The organism is Arthrobacter sp. MMS24-S77 (genome assembly GCF_054888235.1).
The window spans coordinates 3547598-3561918 of the sequence record NZ_JBTZRN010000001.1 but is presented as its reverse complement, the minus strand read 5'-3'; the positions used below and the strand labels follow the sequence as shown (position 1 = coordinate 3561918).

The window sequence follows — 14321 nt, the reverse complement described above, 5'->3', positions numbered from 1 at the left end:
GCCAGCCGGTTGGCCGGCCCGGGAAGTGATACGCAGGCGCAGGGGATGGCGCTTGTTGAGACCCTTTTGCTTAAATGCGCAGCACGGAGGAATCCTCAATCCGCCCATTCGGATAAATCCATCAATGAGATTTATGAAAGAGGTATTCCATTTCCTGCTGCAGGTGATTTGAGTGTAGAAATGGGAATTTCACTCCACACGAGTGGGTGCCACTCGCTTTTATTTCCCGTACCCCGCCGAACACTCGTATCGGGGTCTCCCACCTAGTGAGTGCGAGTGTGGGGTGGCCGCTTTCCCACTTGCTTGGTGGTCTGAGCTGCTGCGGAACGGAGGGTGACCGGATCCGGCGTAGGCGTAGTTATTCCTAGGGAATTCGCCCGGAAATCAAATGCAGTCGCAAATGAGGATCCGGTAGCCTCCGCGGAGTTTATCCACCATCGCGGGGCAGGGCTTGACCACTGCGACAGAATAGGTCCATGAGTCGAATCGCAATTATTGGCGGCCATGGCAAGGTGGCCTTGCAACTGTCCCGCATCTTGAACAACGAAGGTCATGCGGTCACATCGTTCATCCGCAATCCGGAACACGCGCCGGAAGTCACGGTGACCGGTGCTGCCGCGGTAATCCTCGACGTCGAGAATTCGACGACGGCGGAGATCGCCGCGGCGCTTGGCGGCCACGACGCTGTGGTGTGGTCCGCCGGTGCTGGCGGAGGCAATCCGCAACGCACCTATGCCGTGGACAGGGATGCCGCCATCCGCTCCATGGATGCCGCGACCCAGGCGGGCGTGGGGCGGTATGTCATGGTGTCCTACTTCGGTGCCGGACCCAACCACGGCGTTCCCGAGGACAACAGCTTCTACGCCTATGCGGAAGCCAAGGCCGCAGCGGACGAATACCTCCGTGCAACCGATCTCGACTGGACGATTCTCGGTCCCGGAGGGCTGACGAACATTCCAGGGTCGGCGCTCATCGACGTGGATCCCACGGACCCGGTTACCGGGACATCGACCTCCCGGGCCAATGTTGCCTTGGTGGCTGCCGCGGTCCTGGAACTGCCCGAAACGGTTCGCCGCACCATTGAGTTCAGGGATGGCTCCGTGCCTGTGGTGGACGCCCTCACGGCGTCCTAACTGCGTCCTGCCGGGCCGGGACCGCCCCGGGCCGGGACTGCACCCTGCCGGGATATGTTGGTAGGGCTAGTCCGCGGCGCGCGCCGGGGCGCTGCCTCTACGATGTCTGGGGAAACGGGAACATGGACCAGTTGGCTCTCATTGTTGGATTGCTGCTTGCAACGGTCTTCGCCGTGGGGTTGGGGGATCGCTTGCGGCTCCCGTACCCCGTGCTGATGCTTCTGCTGGCAGCGGCGATGACCTTCATTCCGGGCTTCCCGGACTTTGAGCTTTCACCTGAACTGATCTTGCCGATCTTCCTTCCGCCCTTGCTGTTCGCGACTGCCCAGAAGAGCTCCTGGGCCGTATTCCGGGTCCGCTGGCGGACGTTGTTGCTTATGGCCGTGGCGCTCGTGGTGGTGTCGACGGCGGTGGTTGCCGGAGCCGCGTGGCTCATGATTCCGGGTATCGGCATTCCCGCGGCGATCGCGTTGGGGGCCATGGTGGCTCCTCCGGACCCGGTGGCTGTTGAGTCCGTCGCCGGCCGCGTCCACATGCCGCGCCGGCTCATTACCGTGCTGCAGAGCGAGGGCTTGTTCAATGACGCCGCCGCTATCGTGATCTTCCAGGCCGCAGTGGCGGCGACCGTTTCCGGCACAAAAATGGGAGCCGGTGTCGTCCTCCAATTCATCATCGGCGCGGCCCTGGCCGTCATTGTCGGCATCGCCATGGGCTGGTTGACGAGGCTGATCACCAAGCTCGTCACCTCCATGGTGGCCCGTAGCGCCGTGACACTGGTGATTCCCTTTGCCGCCTATATTCTGGCTGAAGAGCTGCACGCCTCGGGTGTGATCGCCGTCGTCGTCACCGCGCTCGAGACGCAGCGGCACGCGCGGTCCCAGGACGCTGCCGAGCGCGTCACGCGAACGGCCTTCTGGGACGTGGTGGAACTCTTGGCCACAGGCTTGGCCTTCGGGCTGGTGGGGCTGGAGATCCGGCATGTCATCCAGGCCGAAGGTACGGCCATTTTCGGCATGATCGGCACGGCGGTGGTGGTGTGCGTGCTGGTATTTGTTGTCCGCTTCGCTTGGCTCGGGCTTTTGGCAATCTCGGCCCGCAAACGGAAGAACCTGCTGCAACCGACGTCACCCAAGGAAGTCCTGATCCTTACGTGGTGCGGCATGCGAGGCCTCGCCACGCTCGCCCTCGCGCTGGCGCTGCCGCTCACCATCGCTGACGGCAGCGATTTCCCGGCACGCCACGAGATCCTGGTTATCGCGTGCGCGGTGCTGCTGGCCACCTTGGTCCTGCCTGGACTCACGCTTCCGTGGCTCATGCGAGTGCTCAAGGCTTCCGAGGACGGTTCGCACGAAAAGGATGCCGCGCGCCTCTTGGCCAAGCGCGCCCAGACTGCCGCCATCTCCGCGCTCAGGGAGCACGATCTGATGAAGGAGTTGCCGGCGGACAAAGTGGCCCTCGTCAAGGAGAAGATGACCCGCCTGCACGCCGAGCTGCTGGACGGGACACTGAAGAATGAGTCCGACGCCGAAAAGCGCCAACGCGGCAGGGAACTGGCCATCGCGGTCCAGACCATCGCCCTGGACGCCGCACGCCAGGAAGTGGTCGCCGCGCGGAGCGAACCCGGAATGGATCCCGAGGTGGCCGACCGCGTACTGCGCCAGCTGGACCTCCGCACCATGGCGATGCCGGACTAGCCTCCGGTGCCGACGGGAAAACGGCCGGACTAGCCGACTAGCGTCTAGGCGCGCCGCAACTCCAGGTCCAAGGAGTTCTTTTCCACGTGGTCCAAGGCGTGGCGCACCGCACCGATGCCCACGATCGCATCGCCCAATGGAGAGGCCGCGAGCCTCGGGGGAGTGGCCGTGTATGTGGCAAGCTTCCGGGCGGTCGGCTCAAGAAGGACCGACGCCGAATCTGCCACGGCGCCGCCAACCACCACGAGCTCGGGGTTGAGCATGATGGCCACCGTGGAGACCACCCGGGCCAGCCGGTCCGATAGCCGGTCCAGGATGCCCAGCGCCACCTTGTCGCCCTCGGCCGCGGCGGCGAAGACCTGTTGCGCAGAGACCTCCCGGGTAGCCGCGGTCCGCAATGTGGTTTTCGCCTTTCCCGCCAGGGCTTCGGCCGCCCACAGCCTGGCCAGCGCGGCGAGGCCGTCGGGCGATCCGACCCCGTCCACCATGTCCAGGTAGGCCATTTCGCCAGCCCCGCCGCGGCTGCCATGAAGCAAACGGCCGGATTCCACCAGGCCCGCCCCGAAACGCTCACCGGCCAGAAGTACGGCTAGGTCCTGGACGCCGCTGCCCGCGCCGCGCCAACACTCGCCCAATGCCGCCAAGTTGGCATCATTCTCCAGCATTACCGCCCATCCGTGCAGATCGTGCAGGGCCTTCTTCAGACCGACGTCGAACAGGCTCCAAAACGGCTGGCTGACGAGGATGTTTCCGTCGCGGCCCACGGGGGCGGCAAGCCCGACCGTTACCGCAAGGACCTTGTCCGGTGCCACTCCGGCAGCCTCGAGGGCCAGCAGTGCGGTTTGGCTGATCACGCGGATCCGCTCCTGCGCTTCGATTTCCCTGCCGGCAAATGGCTTGCTGGCCCGTCCCGTGGTGTTGCCGCGCAGATCGGCCACCACCACGGTGGTCTTGAGGACGCCGACGTCGATTCCCAAGACGCAGCCGGCGCTTTCGTCGAGTTCGAAGCGCCGGGCGGGGCGGCCCTTCTGGTACGTGCCGAAGTCGCGCTGGTTTTCCAGTTCGCGGATCCAGCCCCGGGCAATGAGGTCTTCGCACACGGAAATGGTGGTGGCGCGGGTCAGTCCTGTGGCTTCCATCAGCTCCGAGACGGTCACTGCGTTGGAGGAACGGATGACTGCGAGCACGCTGGCCGCGTTGACCCGGCGCAGCATCTGCGGAGTGGCAGTCGCGATTTCGGGCATCCCTGTTGACCTCCTGTAGGTATGCGTCACATAATACTTGAAGCACTAAATTTAGACTCTAAATAAACGCTTTAGAACAGTCGCATCGACACAGAACAGGAATCGCTTTGTCCTCCACCGCCACCCTGGCAACTCTCGTCGACTCCCAGCGCTCCGAGCGCATGGCCGATCCCAACTGGTGGCGCCAAGCGGCTGTCTACCAGATCTACCCGCGCAGCTTTTCCGATGCGAACGGCGACGGCCTGGGCGATATCAAGGGCATTACCGCCAAGGTTCCGTACCTGTCGGCACTGGGGATCGACGCCGTCTGGTTGAGCCCGTTCTACCCCTCGGCTCTGGCTGACGGTGGCTACGACGTCGATGACTACCGCAACGTGGACCCCAAGCTGGGCACCCTGGCCGACTTCGATGAGATGGCGGCCGCCCTGCACGCCGCGGGCATCAAGTTGATCGCGGACATCGTTCCGAACCACTCCTCGGACCGGCACGAATGGTTCAAGGAAGCGCTGGCTTCCCCGAAGGGCTCCGCAGCCCGTGAACGTTACATCTTCCGCGACGGCCTCGGCGAGAATGGCGAGCTGCCCCCGGCGGACTGGGACTCGATCTTCGGTGGCCCGGCCTGGGAGCGCATCACCGAGCCGGACGGCACCCCGGGGCAGTGGTACATGCACATCTTCACCAAGGAGCAGCCGGACTTCAACTGGGACAACCCCGAGGTCCGCGAAGACTTCCTGAAGACCCTGCGCTTCTGGTCCGACCGTGGCGTGGACGGCTTCCGCATCGATGTTGCCCATGCCCTCACGAAGGACCTGCCGGAGGTTCTGCCCTCCAAGACCGAGCTGCCCAAGGAGGGCGAAAACGCTTTGGGCGCGCACCCGTTCTGGGACCGCGACGAGGTGCACGAGATCTACGCCGAGTGGCGCAAGGTCTTCAACGAGTACAACCCGCCACGGACGGCCGTCGCCGAAGCGTGGGTCCACGCAGATCGCCGCGCCCGCTACGCCAGCCCCGAAGGACTGGGCCAGGCCTTCAACTTCGACCTCCTCCAGGCCGATTTCGACGCCGAGCAGTTCCGCACGATCATCACCAAGAACCTCGCCGAGGCCGCGGCATCCGGTGCTTCGTCCACGTGGGTCTTCTCCAACCACGACGTCGTTCGGCACGCCACTCGTTACGGCTTGCCGAAGGGCGGCGGCCGTGACGGCTTGGGCCAGGACGGCAAGGCATGGCTGCTCGACGGCGGTTCGGCCGCCGACGTCGACGCCGAGCTCGGCTTGCGCCGTGCCCGCGCCGCGTCGCTGCTGATGTTCGCCCTGCCGGGCTCCGCGTACCTGTACCAGGGCGAAGAACTTGGCCTCCAGGAAGTCGGCGACATCGTCGACAGCGAGCGCCAGGACCCGGCGTTCTTCCGTAACCCGGGCGTGGACGTTGGCCGTGACGGTTGCCGTGTCCCGCTGCCATGGACCAGCGAAGGTTCGTCGTTCGGCTTCGGCGATGGACATGCCCACTTGCCGCAGCCTGAATGGTTCGCGGGCTACGCGGTGGCGGAGCAGGACAACGTTCCGGGCTCCACGCTGGAGCTGTACCGCAAGGCCCTGGAACTGCGTTCGGAACTGCGGGCGGCCGAGGACCTCGAGTGGATCCCCTCCGGCAACGAGTCGGTGCTGCACTTCGCGCGGCCCAACGGTTGGCAGTCGGTGACGAACTTCGGCACCGAGCCCGTGGCACTTCCGGAAGGCACCGTCGTCGTGAGCAGCGCACTGCTCGACGGCGGCCACCTCCCGGCAAATACGACGGCCTGGCTCGTCTAACCCCTGACCCAACCCAACTGGCCCGCAGTTAATGTCGTTTTGAAGGCTGTAAACGACAACAACTGCGGGTCAGTTGCATGTGAAAGAGTTTGAAAATGACTGCAACGAGTGAAATCGCGTCCGGCCGGCTCATCTACGGCTGCATGGGCCTCGGAGGTCCATGGGAAGGCAGCGAATACGGTGCTGCCGAAGTCGAGCAGGCCGCGGCCGCGATCGAAGCCGCCATGGGTATCGGCGTTACCCTGTTCGACCACGCCGACATCTATCGCAGCGGCAAGTCGGAGGCCGTGTTCGGGGAAGTTCTGGCCCGGACGTCGGGGCTGCGTGAAAGAATCCAGCTCCAGACCAAGTGCGGAATTCGGCTTGGCCAGCCCGGAGTCGAAGGGCATTACGACCTGAGCAAGGACGCCATCCTGGAACGGGTCAATGGAAGCCTGGAACGGCTGAGGACCGACTACGTCGACGTGCTGCTGCTCCACCGGCCCGACCCGCTGATGGAACCCGCAGAGGTGGCGTCCGCCGTCGGGCAGCTCATGGCGGAAGGCAAGGTGCGGCTACTGGGCGTGTCCAACATGTCCGGGGCGCAGATCGCCTTCCTTCAAGACCGGCTGGAGGTGCCCATCGTGGCCAACCAGCTGGAGATGAGCCTGCACCGGCGGGCCTGGCTCGAGAGCACTGTCCTGGTCAACCACGACGACGCCCTCGGCTACAGTTTCCCGCACGGCACCTTGGAGCACTGCGTCAGCCAGGGGATTGAGCTGCAGGCCTATGGATCCCTCGCCCAGGGCCGGTACACGGGCTCGACGCCGGATGCCCCCACTGCCGCCGACACCGCGACTTCCGCTCTGGTCGCCCAGCTCGCCGAAGCAAAGGGCGTCACCCTCGAGGCCGTGCTGCTCGGGTGGCTCATGAAGCATCCGGCGCGTATTTCCCCGGTGTTGGGCAGTTCCAACCCCGCGCGGATCGCGGCCTGCGTGGATGCTGCCGCCGTTGCCGCGGCCATGACCCGGACCGAGTGGTACGGCCTGTGGGTGGCTGCGCGGGGCAATAAGCTCCCCTAAAGCGCGTTAAGCCCAACTAGCTCGCATTAGATGTCGTTATGAGCCCTGAAAACGACATTAAATGCGTGGGCCCCCACCGCCAGGGTTCCCTGGCCGAGCTTGCGAGGCGAGGGTGGCGGTGGGGACTAGTTGGGGTTGCGGCAGTTACAACAACACATGCGTGCTACTACAGCGGCGCGACGACGTGGGCCCCCGACGGTAGGGTTCCCTGGCCGAGCTTGCGAGGCGAGGGAACCGTCGGGGAATACGCTGACGAGTCACCCTGGATCGATTGGCTCTGTTTGCCGTCCACTCCCACCGGGATGTCGCCGGCAATGGTCACGCGGTTGAGCTTGCGCGGCTGGCCGTCGTAGTTGTCCGGGGCGTAGTGCTGGGTGATGCGGTTGTCGAAGAGCACCAGCTGGTTCGGTTCCCAGTTCACGCGCACCACGTTCTCCGGACGGGTGACGTAGGCCTGGAGCAACCGGATGATGTCCTTCGACTCCGTGTTGGACAGCCCCACGATCCGAAGGCGCTGCGCGAAGCCCCCAATGAACAATCCGCGCTCGCCGGTCAGGGGGTGGACACGCACCACGGGGTGGGCGGTTTCGAACTTGATGCGGGTGAATTCCTTGCGGCGCTCATCGGCATTCTCATGTTCCAGGTTCTTCGGCACCGAGTAGTCGTAGTCGTTGGTGTGGATCGCCCAGAGCGTGTCGGCGAAGTTCCGGAGCTCGTCCGGCAGGTCCGCGTACGCTCCAGCCGAGGACGCGATCAGGGTCTCGCCTCCGTACGAGGGGAGATCGATGCTGCGCAGGGTGGAGGCTTGCGGCGGGTTGACCACGAACGTGACATCGGTATGCCAATTGTTGGCGGAACCGTTTTCGCTGTCCACGGGCAGTACATTCTCTTCGCCCTCCACCGAGGCCACGGTCGGATGCGCCGTGGTGAGCGGGCCGAAATGGCTGGCGAATTTCACCTGGGCCTCGTCGCTGGGGATGTTGGCCTCCCGGAAAACGAGGGCCTTGTGCTCGTTGAGGGCGGCCCGGATCTGCCCCACGGTTTCCGGGGAGAGATCGCCGCTGAGGTCGAAGCCGCGGATTTCGGCGCCGATGCGGGAGCCGAGTTTGGCGAATTCGAGCTTGGTTTCGGTAATGACGGACATTTTTTGTTCCTTTTCTGTGGTGACTAGATGGATGGGTTGACGGTCAAGACCCGGACCCGACGGCGGTCCGCCAGCGGGAGAAGTGCCGTTCCAGGGCTACGAGGAGGAAATTCACGGCCAGGCCCAGGAGGGACACCGTGAGGATGCCGGCGTACATGTCCGGGATGAGGAAACTGCTCTGGGCATTCACGATCAGGTAACCGAGCCCGGCCTTCGCCCCCACCATTTCCGCGGCGATCAACACCAGGATGGACGCCGTGCCGGCCATGCGGATTCCCGTGAAAATGGTGGGTACCGCGGAAGGCAGGATCACCTTGCGGAACAGCGAAAGGCTCGAGAGACCGAGCGACTTCGCGGCCCGGATGAGCAGCGGATCCACAGTCTTCACGCCCGCGATCGTGTTTAGCAGGACGGGAAAGAACGCCGCGTAGGCCACGATGCTGATCTTGGACTCTTCGCCGATGCCGAGCAGCAGCGTGAAGACAGGCAGCAGGGCAAGCGCGGCAGTGTTGCGGAACAGTTCCAGGAGCGGGTTCAGTACCGAATTGAGCCGTCCGTACCAGGCGATCAGCAAACCGAGGGACACGCCAGCCACGAGGGCCGCGCCGAAACCGGATATTGAACGTGTGAGGCTCGCGGCCAAATGCCCCTGGATGGTGCCGGATTCGAACAATTTGGCCCACGCCGCCAGCACCTCGTGCAAGGGCGGCAGGAAGACGCGTGTTGACGGGCTTGCAAGATAGGTCGGCCCGAGTTCCCAGATGGCCAGGAACGCAAGGATGCCCGCAGCCTTCCACACGCCGGAACCGGCGCGGGCAGCTGCTGTCCGCACGAAGGCGAGTGTCGCCGTCGTGCTCCGACGCTTCGCCTCCGCGGGAATGGAGGGCCCGACGGCGGGAGCTGGCTTGGGCGCGGCGCTCGCTGCGGGCTGTTGCGCGAGTGTTGTGGTCATCAGGCTGCGCTCCTTTCGAGAGTTGCCCCGGGACTTCATCCGGGGCCGTGCCGTCCGGCAGGATCTTGCGGTGCCCGGCGTCCTGGGCCAGGCGGACTTCGTCGTGCAGCAAAGTCCAGACCTTGTGCCGTTGTTCGACGAAGGCGGGGTGCGAACGGATGTCGTCCTCGCCGTCGCGGTCCGGAATGTCGACGTCCACGATTTCCTTGAGGCGACCCGGGCGCGCGCTCAAGACGGCGACGCGCTGCCCCAGGTACACGGCCTCGTCGATGCCGTGCGTGATGAACACGATCGTCTTGCCCGTCGCCCGCCAGATCCGCAGGAGTTCGTCCTGGAGTTGTTCACGCGTCTGGGCGTCCAATGCGGCGAAGGGTTCGTCCATGAGGAGCACATCGGGCTCGTAGGCGAGGCTCCGGGCAATGGCCACTCGCTGTTTCATGCCGCCCGAAAGCTCATGCGGGAAACGGTCCTCGAAGCCGGCCAAGCCAACCAGCTTGAGGTATTCGCTTGCCTTGGCGGCGCGTTCGCGGCGGTTGAGTTTGCGCCCGTCGGTGCCCCTGCCTTCGAGCCCGATCGACACGTTGGCCGACGCCGTGCGCCAGGGGAAGAGCGCGTACTGCTGGAAAACCACGGCACGGTCCTTTCCGGGTCCCGTCACTGGCCGGCCGTCCACCAATACCTCGCCGGAGGTGGGCGTGGACAGGCCAGCCAGGAGGTCCAGCAAGGTGGTCTTGCCGGAACCGCTGGGCCCCACCAAGGTGAGGAACTCGCCGTCGCGCACGTCGAGGCTCAAGGAGTCAAGGGCGGTCAGCGTGGTGGGCTCTTTCGCGCCGGACGTGCCAGCCGTGGAGGCCTTGGCGCCCTTGCCGGGGCGGACGGTGAATTGCTTGGTGACATTGCGGAGGCTGATTTTGGCGGTCATGGCTATCCCTTCTTCGCTGCCGCGAGATCGTTGAACTTGTTGGTGTAGTACTTCGACGGTGTGAGATCGTTCTTGACGATGCCCGAGCTCTTCAGCCATGCGGACCAGCGGGTGAAGTCCTCGTCCTTGATCACGCCGTTGTCGGGGACGCCGGGGCTCTTCCAGTACTGAAGGTTCGCGGTGCTCTCATTGCGTCCGCGGGCGTCGATGATCTTCTTGAAGCGCGCGATCACCTGGTCGCGCGGCGTCTCGGTCTCCCACTTGATGGCCTTGGCCACGCCTGTGGCGAAGGTCCGCGCCGTGTCGGGGTTCTTTTCGATGAAGTCGTTGCGTAGCACGATCTGTCCGCCCGCGAAGGTGCCGAAGAGGTCATAGTCGCTGAAGAGCGAGCGCAGTCCACCGGCGGCGACGGCATGGTCCTGCAGGACCCCGCCCAAGGTTCCGACGTCCACCTGGCCGCGGCGTAGGGCTTCTTCCGTGTCGTTGGGAGCGAGCACTACCAGCTGCACTTGCTTGATTTCGTCCTGGCTGAGGCCGTTCTTGCTGAGGTAGCTGTTGATGACGGCTTCGTGGTGGGCGCCCAGGGTGTTGACTGCGATCTTCTTGCCGATGAGGTCCCTGGCGGTTTTGATGGGGCTGTCCGCTTTGACGTAGTAACCGTTGAAGGTCTTGGCGTCCTCGCCGTAGTAGTTCACCACGGCGGTCACCGGAGCCCCGGCCTCAATCAGCTTCACCACGGCCCCGGAGAATGCGCCGCCGAAGTCGGTCTGGTTGGTGGCCGCCGACTGGATGTCCTGCGGGCCGCTGGTGGTGTTGCCTACCCAGTTGAGCTTGATGTCGCCCAGATAGCCAAGGTCCGCCGCCAGTTCGGGGAGGCCGACGTTGTTTGCCGAACCCTGGTAACGGAGTTCCTTGACCTCCGCTTTGCCGGCCGCTTGGTCTCCCGCTTGGGCATTGCCGCCGCAGCCGGTCACCGTCAGCGCAAGTACGACGGCGGCCGCGACGCCTAGCAGGGGCTGGTGCAGTTTCATGGGAGCTACTTTCTGGGGGTGTGGAATTCGTTGGACCGGCTCTGTTCCGGGGTAGACCGAACTGCCGTGGGAACGATGTAAGCGCATGTCCACTAGTCAGGGGAAGCCCGGCAGTAACCCCCGGAAATGCCGGGAAACCGGGGGAAATCCGGCGAAATCCCAGCGCAACTCCGGGCAATGCAAGGACACAATTCGCTCCGTGTCGCCGGGTTTCGCCGCATGACGCCCTTGCATCCGGAATCCGGGGACCGCCTGTCACAATCGTTTTGTTCGTATTGATGCTCACACCGGCGGCCGATTCTTAGCGTTCCTGGCGGCTGGCCGGATACGGTAGATACATGACGTCTAGCACCGCCGCCGAGTCCATTCGGTCCACCCGCAACATTCCCGCCGAGATTGCACGCTCCTGGCTCCTCGTGAACGCCATGAAGACGGAGCTTTTCGACCAGTCGGCCTCGTCGCGCGCAGACGCCATCATCCTCGACATCGAAGACGCCGTGGACCCGTCCCAGAAGGACACTGCCCGCGCCAACGTCATCAATTGGCTGACTGCCGGCGGCCAGGCGTGGGTCCGCATCAACGACGCCACGAGCCCGTTCTGGGCCGATGACCTGGCCGGACTCCGTGGCACGCCAGGCCTGTTGGGGGTCATGCTGGCCAAGACCGAATCCGCTGACCAAGTCACCGAGTCCTTCCACCGGATGGATGGCAAGACGCCGGTTGTCGCCCTCGTGGAGTCGGCCCTCGGCATCGAGGAAGCCAACCACATAGCCCGTGCCCAGGGTGCCTTCCGCCTCGCCTTCGGTTCGGGCGACTTCCGCCGGGACACCGGCATGGCGGCCACGCCTGAGGCGATGGCCTACCCCCGGGCTAAGCTGGTTGTCGCCAGCCGCGTGGGCAACCTGCCGGGCCCCATCGACGGCCCGACCGTCGGCACCAACCACCCCATCCTGCGCGAGCAGACCGGCATCACGGTGACCATGGGAATGACCGGTAAGCTCTGCCTTGCCATTGACCAGACCACAGTCATCAACGAGGTCATCAGCCCCACACCGTCCGACGTCGCCTGGGCCACCGACTTCATGAACGACTTCGAAGCCAACGGCAGGGTCATCCGCGACGGTTCCGACCTCCCGCGACTGGGCCGCGCCGAAAAGATCATGAAACTCGCCGTGGCCTTCGGGGTCCAGCCCTCCCTGTAAGGGCACCCACCGACGCTCGCTCACTTATGCCTGGCTTTTTCGGGACGCTCGCTCACTTATGACGGCAATTCCCGAAACCCTCCTGCAGATCTGAGCGAGGGTCCGCTCACAACCATTGATATCTGAGCGAGGGTCCGCGGTTTGGCCGCTATAGGTGAGCGAGGGTCCGCGGTTTGGCCGCTATATCTGAGCTGGAGTCGATGGGAATCGGCGGGTGTTCGGTTGCCACCCGCGTTCCCGCCCCGACGCTCGCTCACTTATGTCGGGCTCTGACCCGACGCTCGCTCACTTATGTCGGGCTCTGACCCGACGCTCGCTCACGATTGCTTGGTTTCCGACCCTGAGGGACTCGTTGCCCTGGGGAGTGCCCTAAACTTGGGTGGTGCTGAACGAATTCTGGGCCACTGCCTCCGCCACCTACAAGACGCTGGTTTTCAGCGCGATGGGGCTGATCGCCGTCGGAATCATCCTGACGATTGTCGGCAACACCTCACATAACCAAGGCCTTGCGGTAACGTCCTTGCTCGTGATCGGGCTCGGCCTGGTCCTGCATGTCGTGGGCATGGTGGTCCGCGGGCAGCAGATCCGCAAGGGTTTGAAGAAGAAGTAGCTGACCGGAGTGTAGCGATGACCGAGCATGCCGTAGTGATCGTCGGCGCAGGTCCGGCAGGGTTGATGTTGGCCGGCGAGTTGGCGTTGGCGGGCGTTGACGTCGGCATTGTCGAGCGGCGTGCAAACCAGGATCTCGCCGGCTCACGTGCAGGGGGTTTGCACTCACGCACCATCGAAGTCCTCGATCAGCGCGGAATCGCCGATCGGTTCCTGTCGGAGGGGCAGGTGGCTCAGGTGGCGGGCTTCGCCGGCGTACGTCTTGACATCAGCGACTTTCCAACCCGGCATAACTACGGGCTTGGGCTGTGGCAGAACCACATCGAGCGCATCCTGGCCGGTTGGGTCGCCGAGCTGGCGGTGCCGATCTATCACGAACGCGAGGTGACGGGTTTCGCGCAGGACGAGACCGGCGTCGACCTCGAACTCTCGGACGGCCAACCGTTGCGGGCAGAATACCTCGTCGGGTGCGACGGCGGCCGCAGCCTGGTCCGTAAAGCAGCCGGCATCGAGTTCCCCGGGTGGGATCCGACCACCAGCGCCCTGATCGCCCAGGTCGAGGTGGCCGAGGAGCCACCGTTGGGTGTCCACACCAATGCCTTCGGCATCCACTCTTTCGGCAAGCTGGACTACAAGATTCTCGACGGCAAGGTGGTCTACGCGGATGGCGGGCCCGTGGGGATCATGGTGACCGAACAACACGTCGGACCCGCGACCGAACCCACCCTCCAAGACCTGAGCGAAGCGCTCATCGCCGTGTGCGGAACCGATTACGGGATCCACAGTCCCATCTGGATCTCCAGATTCACCGATATGACCCGGCAGGCCGCAGCTTACCGCAGCGGACGGGTCCTGCTCGCCGGCGACGCCGCGCACGTGCATGCCCCGGACGGCGGACAGGGCCTCAACACCGGTGTGCAGGATGCCGTGAATCTGGGATGGAAGCTCGCCCAGGTGGTCAAGCGGACATCGCCGGAAAGCCTCCTCGACACCTACTACGCCGAGCGCCACCCGGTGGCTGCCCGCGTGCTGCGCAACACGATGGCAAGTGTCGCGCTTCGCCGCCCGGACGAACGCACGAAGGCCGTGGGCGAGGTCATCGCCGAGCTCCTCGGCATGGAGGAACCGCGCAAGCACTTCGCCGCGATGCAATCCGGCCTCGATGTACATTACGACGTGGGCGAGGGGCACCCGCTGCTCGGACGCCGCATGCCCGATCTCGATCTCGTCACCCCGAGTGGCCCGCTGCGCGTCTTCAGCCTGCTGCACAATGCCCGGCCGCTCCTCCTCAACCTTGGAGAGCCAGGAGGCTTCGACATCACCCCGTGGGCAGATCGGGTTCAGTTGATCGACGCCACATACGGTGGTGCGTGGGAGCTTCCGGCACTCGGGGCGGTCACCGCCCCCACCGCCGTGCTGATTCGGCCCGACGGATACGTGGCCTGGGTGGGAGACGGTACCCAGTTGGGCCTCGCCGACGCGTTGACCACGTGGTTCGGACCGCCAATCGCGGAGTAG

General features: G+C 64.7%; 11 protein-coding genes and 1 pseudogene. 7 read left to right on the top strand and 5 right to left on the bottom strand.

What is annotated here, in order from left to right:
- Positions 1-476 precede the first annotated feature (476 nt).
- Together ACX5I4_RS16340 and ACX5I4_RS16335 are read left to right on the top strand one after the other, a co-directional pair.
- Positions 477-1133, top strand: coding sequence for an NAD(P)-binding oxidoreductase (locus ACX5I4_RS16340; protein WP_461837557.1), 657 nt, complete (start codon positions 477-479; stop codon positions 1131-1133).
- Between the two features lie 122 nt (positions 1134-1255).
- Positions 1256-2827, top strand: coding sequence for a Na+/H+ antiporter (locus tag ACX5I4_RS16335; RefSeq protein WP_461837556.1), 1572 nt, complete (start codon positions 1256-1258; stop codon positions 2825-2827).
- A gap of 44 nt (positions 2828-2871) precedes the next feature.
- Here the strand turns inward: ACX5I4_RS16335 and ACX5I4_RS16330 are convergent, their stop codons facing one another.
- The gene (locus tag ACX5I4_RS16330) at positions 2872-4071 is read right to left on the bottom strand and encodes an ROK family transcriptional regulator (protein ID WP_461837555.1); all 1200 of its coding nucleotides are present in this window, start codon (positions 4069-4071) and stop codon (positions 2872-2874) included.
- Positions 4072-4178: 107 nt separating this feature from the next.
- On the opposite strand from ACX5I4_RS16330, the gene ACX5I4_RS16325 reads away from it, so the two are divergent.
- Positions 4179-5882, top strand: a complete 1704-nt coding sequence (locus ACX5I4_RS16325; RefSeq protein WP_461837554.1) for a glycoside hydrolase family 13 protein — start codon at positions 4179-4181, stop codon at positions 5880-5882.
- Between the two features lie 95 nt (positions 5883-5977).
- On the top strand, positions 5978-6943 hold the full coding sequence (locus ACX5I4_RS16320) for an aldo/keto reductase (protein WP_461837553.1): 966 nt from the start codon (positions 5978-5980) through the stop codon (positions 6941-6943).
- Between the two features lie 166 nt (positions 6944-7109).
- On the opposite strand, the gene ACX5I4_RS16315 is transcribed toward ACX5I4_RS16320, so the two are convergent.
- The 4 genes and pseudogenes from ACX5I4_RS16315 to ACX5I4_RS16300 all read right to left on the bottom strand — a co-directional run bounded on the left by ACX5I4_RS16315 (position 7110) and on the right by ACX5I4_RS16300 (position 10992).
- Entirely contained in the window at positions 7110-8087 is a 978-nt protein-coding gene (locus ACX5I4_RS16315) for a TauD/TfdA dioxygenase family protein (protein ID WP_461837552.1), read from the bottom strand.
- Between the two features lie 43 nt (positions 8088-8130).
- Positions 8131-9039: an ABC transporter permease gene (locus ACX5I4_RS16310; protein ID WP_461837551.1), complete on the bottom strand. Its 909-nt coding sequence runs from the start codon at positions 9037-9039 to the stop codon at positions 8131-8133.
- A gap of 424 nt (positions 9040-9463) precedes the next feature.
- Positions 9464-9961, bottom strand: a pseudogene (locus tag ACX5I4_RS16305) (ABC transporter ATP-binding protein); the annotation flags it as partial.
- Between the two features lie 2 nt (positions 9962-9963).
- Positions 9964-10992 (bottom strand): ABC transporter substrate-binding protein, encoded by a 1029-nt coding sequence (locus ACX5I4_RS16300; RefSeq protein ID WP_461837550.1) that lies wholly within the window; start codon positions 10990-10992, stop codon positions 9964-9966.
- A gap of 338 nt (positions 10993-11330) precedes the next feature.
- Between ACX5I4_RS16300 and ACX5I4_RS16295 the strand changes: the two genes are divergently transcribed.
- The 3 genes from ACX5I4_RS16295 (at position 11331) to ACX5I4_RS16285 (ending at position 14321) form a co-directional block, all read left to right on the top strand.
- Positions 11331-12194: an HpcH/HpaI aldolase/citrate lyase family protein gene (locus ACX5I4_RS16295; protein ID WP_395798260.1), complete on the top strand. Its 864-nt coding sequence runs from the start codon at positions 11331-11333 to the stop codon at positions 12192-12194.
- A 382-nt stretch (positions 12195-12576) separates the two neighbouring features.
- A complete protein-coding gene (locus ACX5I4_RS16290) occupies positions 12577-12804 on the top strand; it encodes a DUF3188 domain-containing protein (protein WP_461837549.1) in 228 nt (75 codons plus the stop codon).
- Between the two features lie 17 nt (positions 12805-12821).
- Positions 12822-14321 (top strand): FAD-dependent monooxygenase, encoded by a 1500-nt coding sequence (locus ACX5I4_RS16285; RefSeq protein WP_461837548.1) that lies wholly within the window; start codon positions 12822-12824, stop codon positions 14319-14321.

Bases quoted from the DNA above. Each gene is read 5' to 3' on its own strand.
- ACX5I4_RS16340 (WP_461837557.1), top strand. From the start codon at position 477: ATGAGTCGAATCGCAATTATTGGCGGCCATGGCAAGGTGGCCTTGCAA.
- ACX5I4_RS16310 (WP_461837551.1), bottom strand. From the start codon at position 9,039: ATGACCACAACACTCGCGCAACAGCCCGCAGCGAGCGCCGCGCCCAAG.
- ACX5I4_RS16330 (WP_461837555.1), bottom strand. From the start codon at position 4,071: ATGCCCGAAATCGCGACTGCCACTCCGCAGATGCTGCGCCGGGTCAAC.
- ACX5I4_RS16315 (WP_461837552.1), bottom strand. From the start codon at position 8,087: ATGTCCGTCATTACCGAAACCAAGCTCGAATTCGCCAAACTCGGCTCC.
- ACX5I4_RS16285 (WP_461837548.1), top strand. From the start codon at position 12,822: ATGACCGAGCATGCCGTAGTGATCGTCGGCGCAGGTCCGGCAGGGTTG.
- ACX5I4_RS16300 (WP_461837550.1), bottom strand. From the start codon at position 10,992: ATGAAACTGCACCAGCCCCTGCTAGGCGTCGCGGCCGCCGTCGTACTT.
- ACX5I4_RS16335 (WP_461837556.1), top strand. From the start codon at position 1,256: ATGGACCAGTTGGCTCTCATTGTTGGATTGCTGCTTGCAACGGTCTTC.
- ACX5I4_RS16320 (WP_461837553.1), top strand. From the start codon at position 5,978: ATGACTGCAACGAGTGAAATCGCGTCCGGCCGGCTCATCTACGGCTGC.
- ACX5I4_RS16295 (WP_395798260.1), top strand. From the start codon at position 11,331: ATGACGTCTAGCACCGCCGCCGAGTCCATTCGGTCCACCCGCAACATT.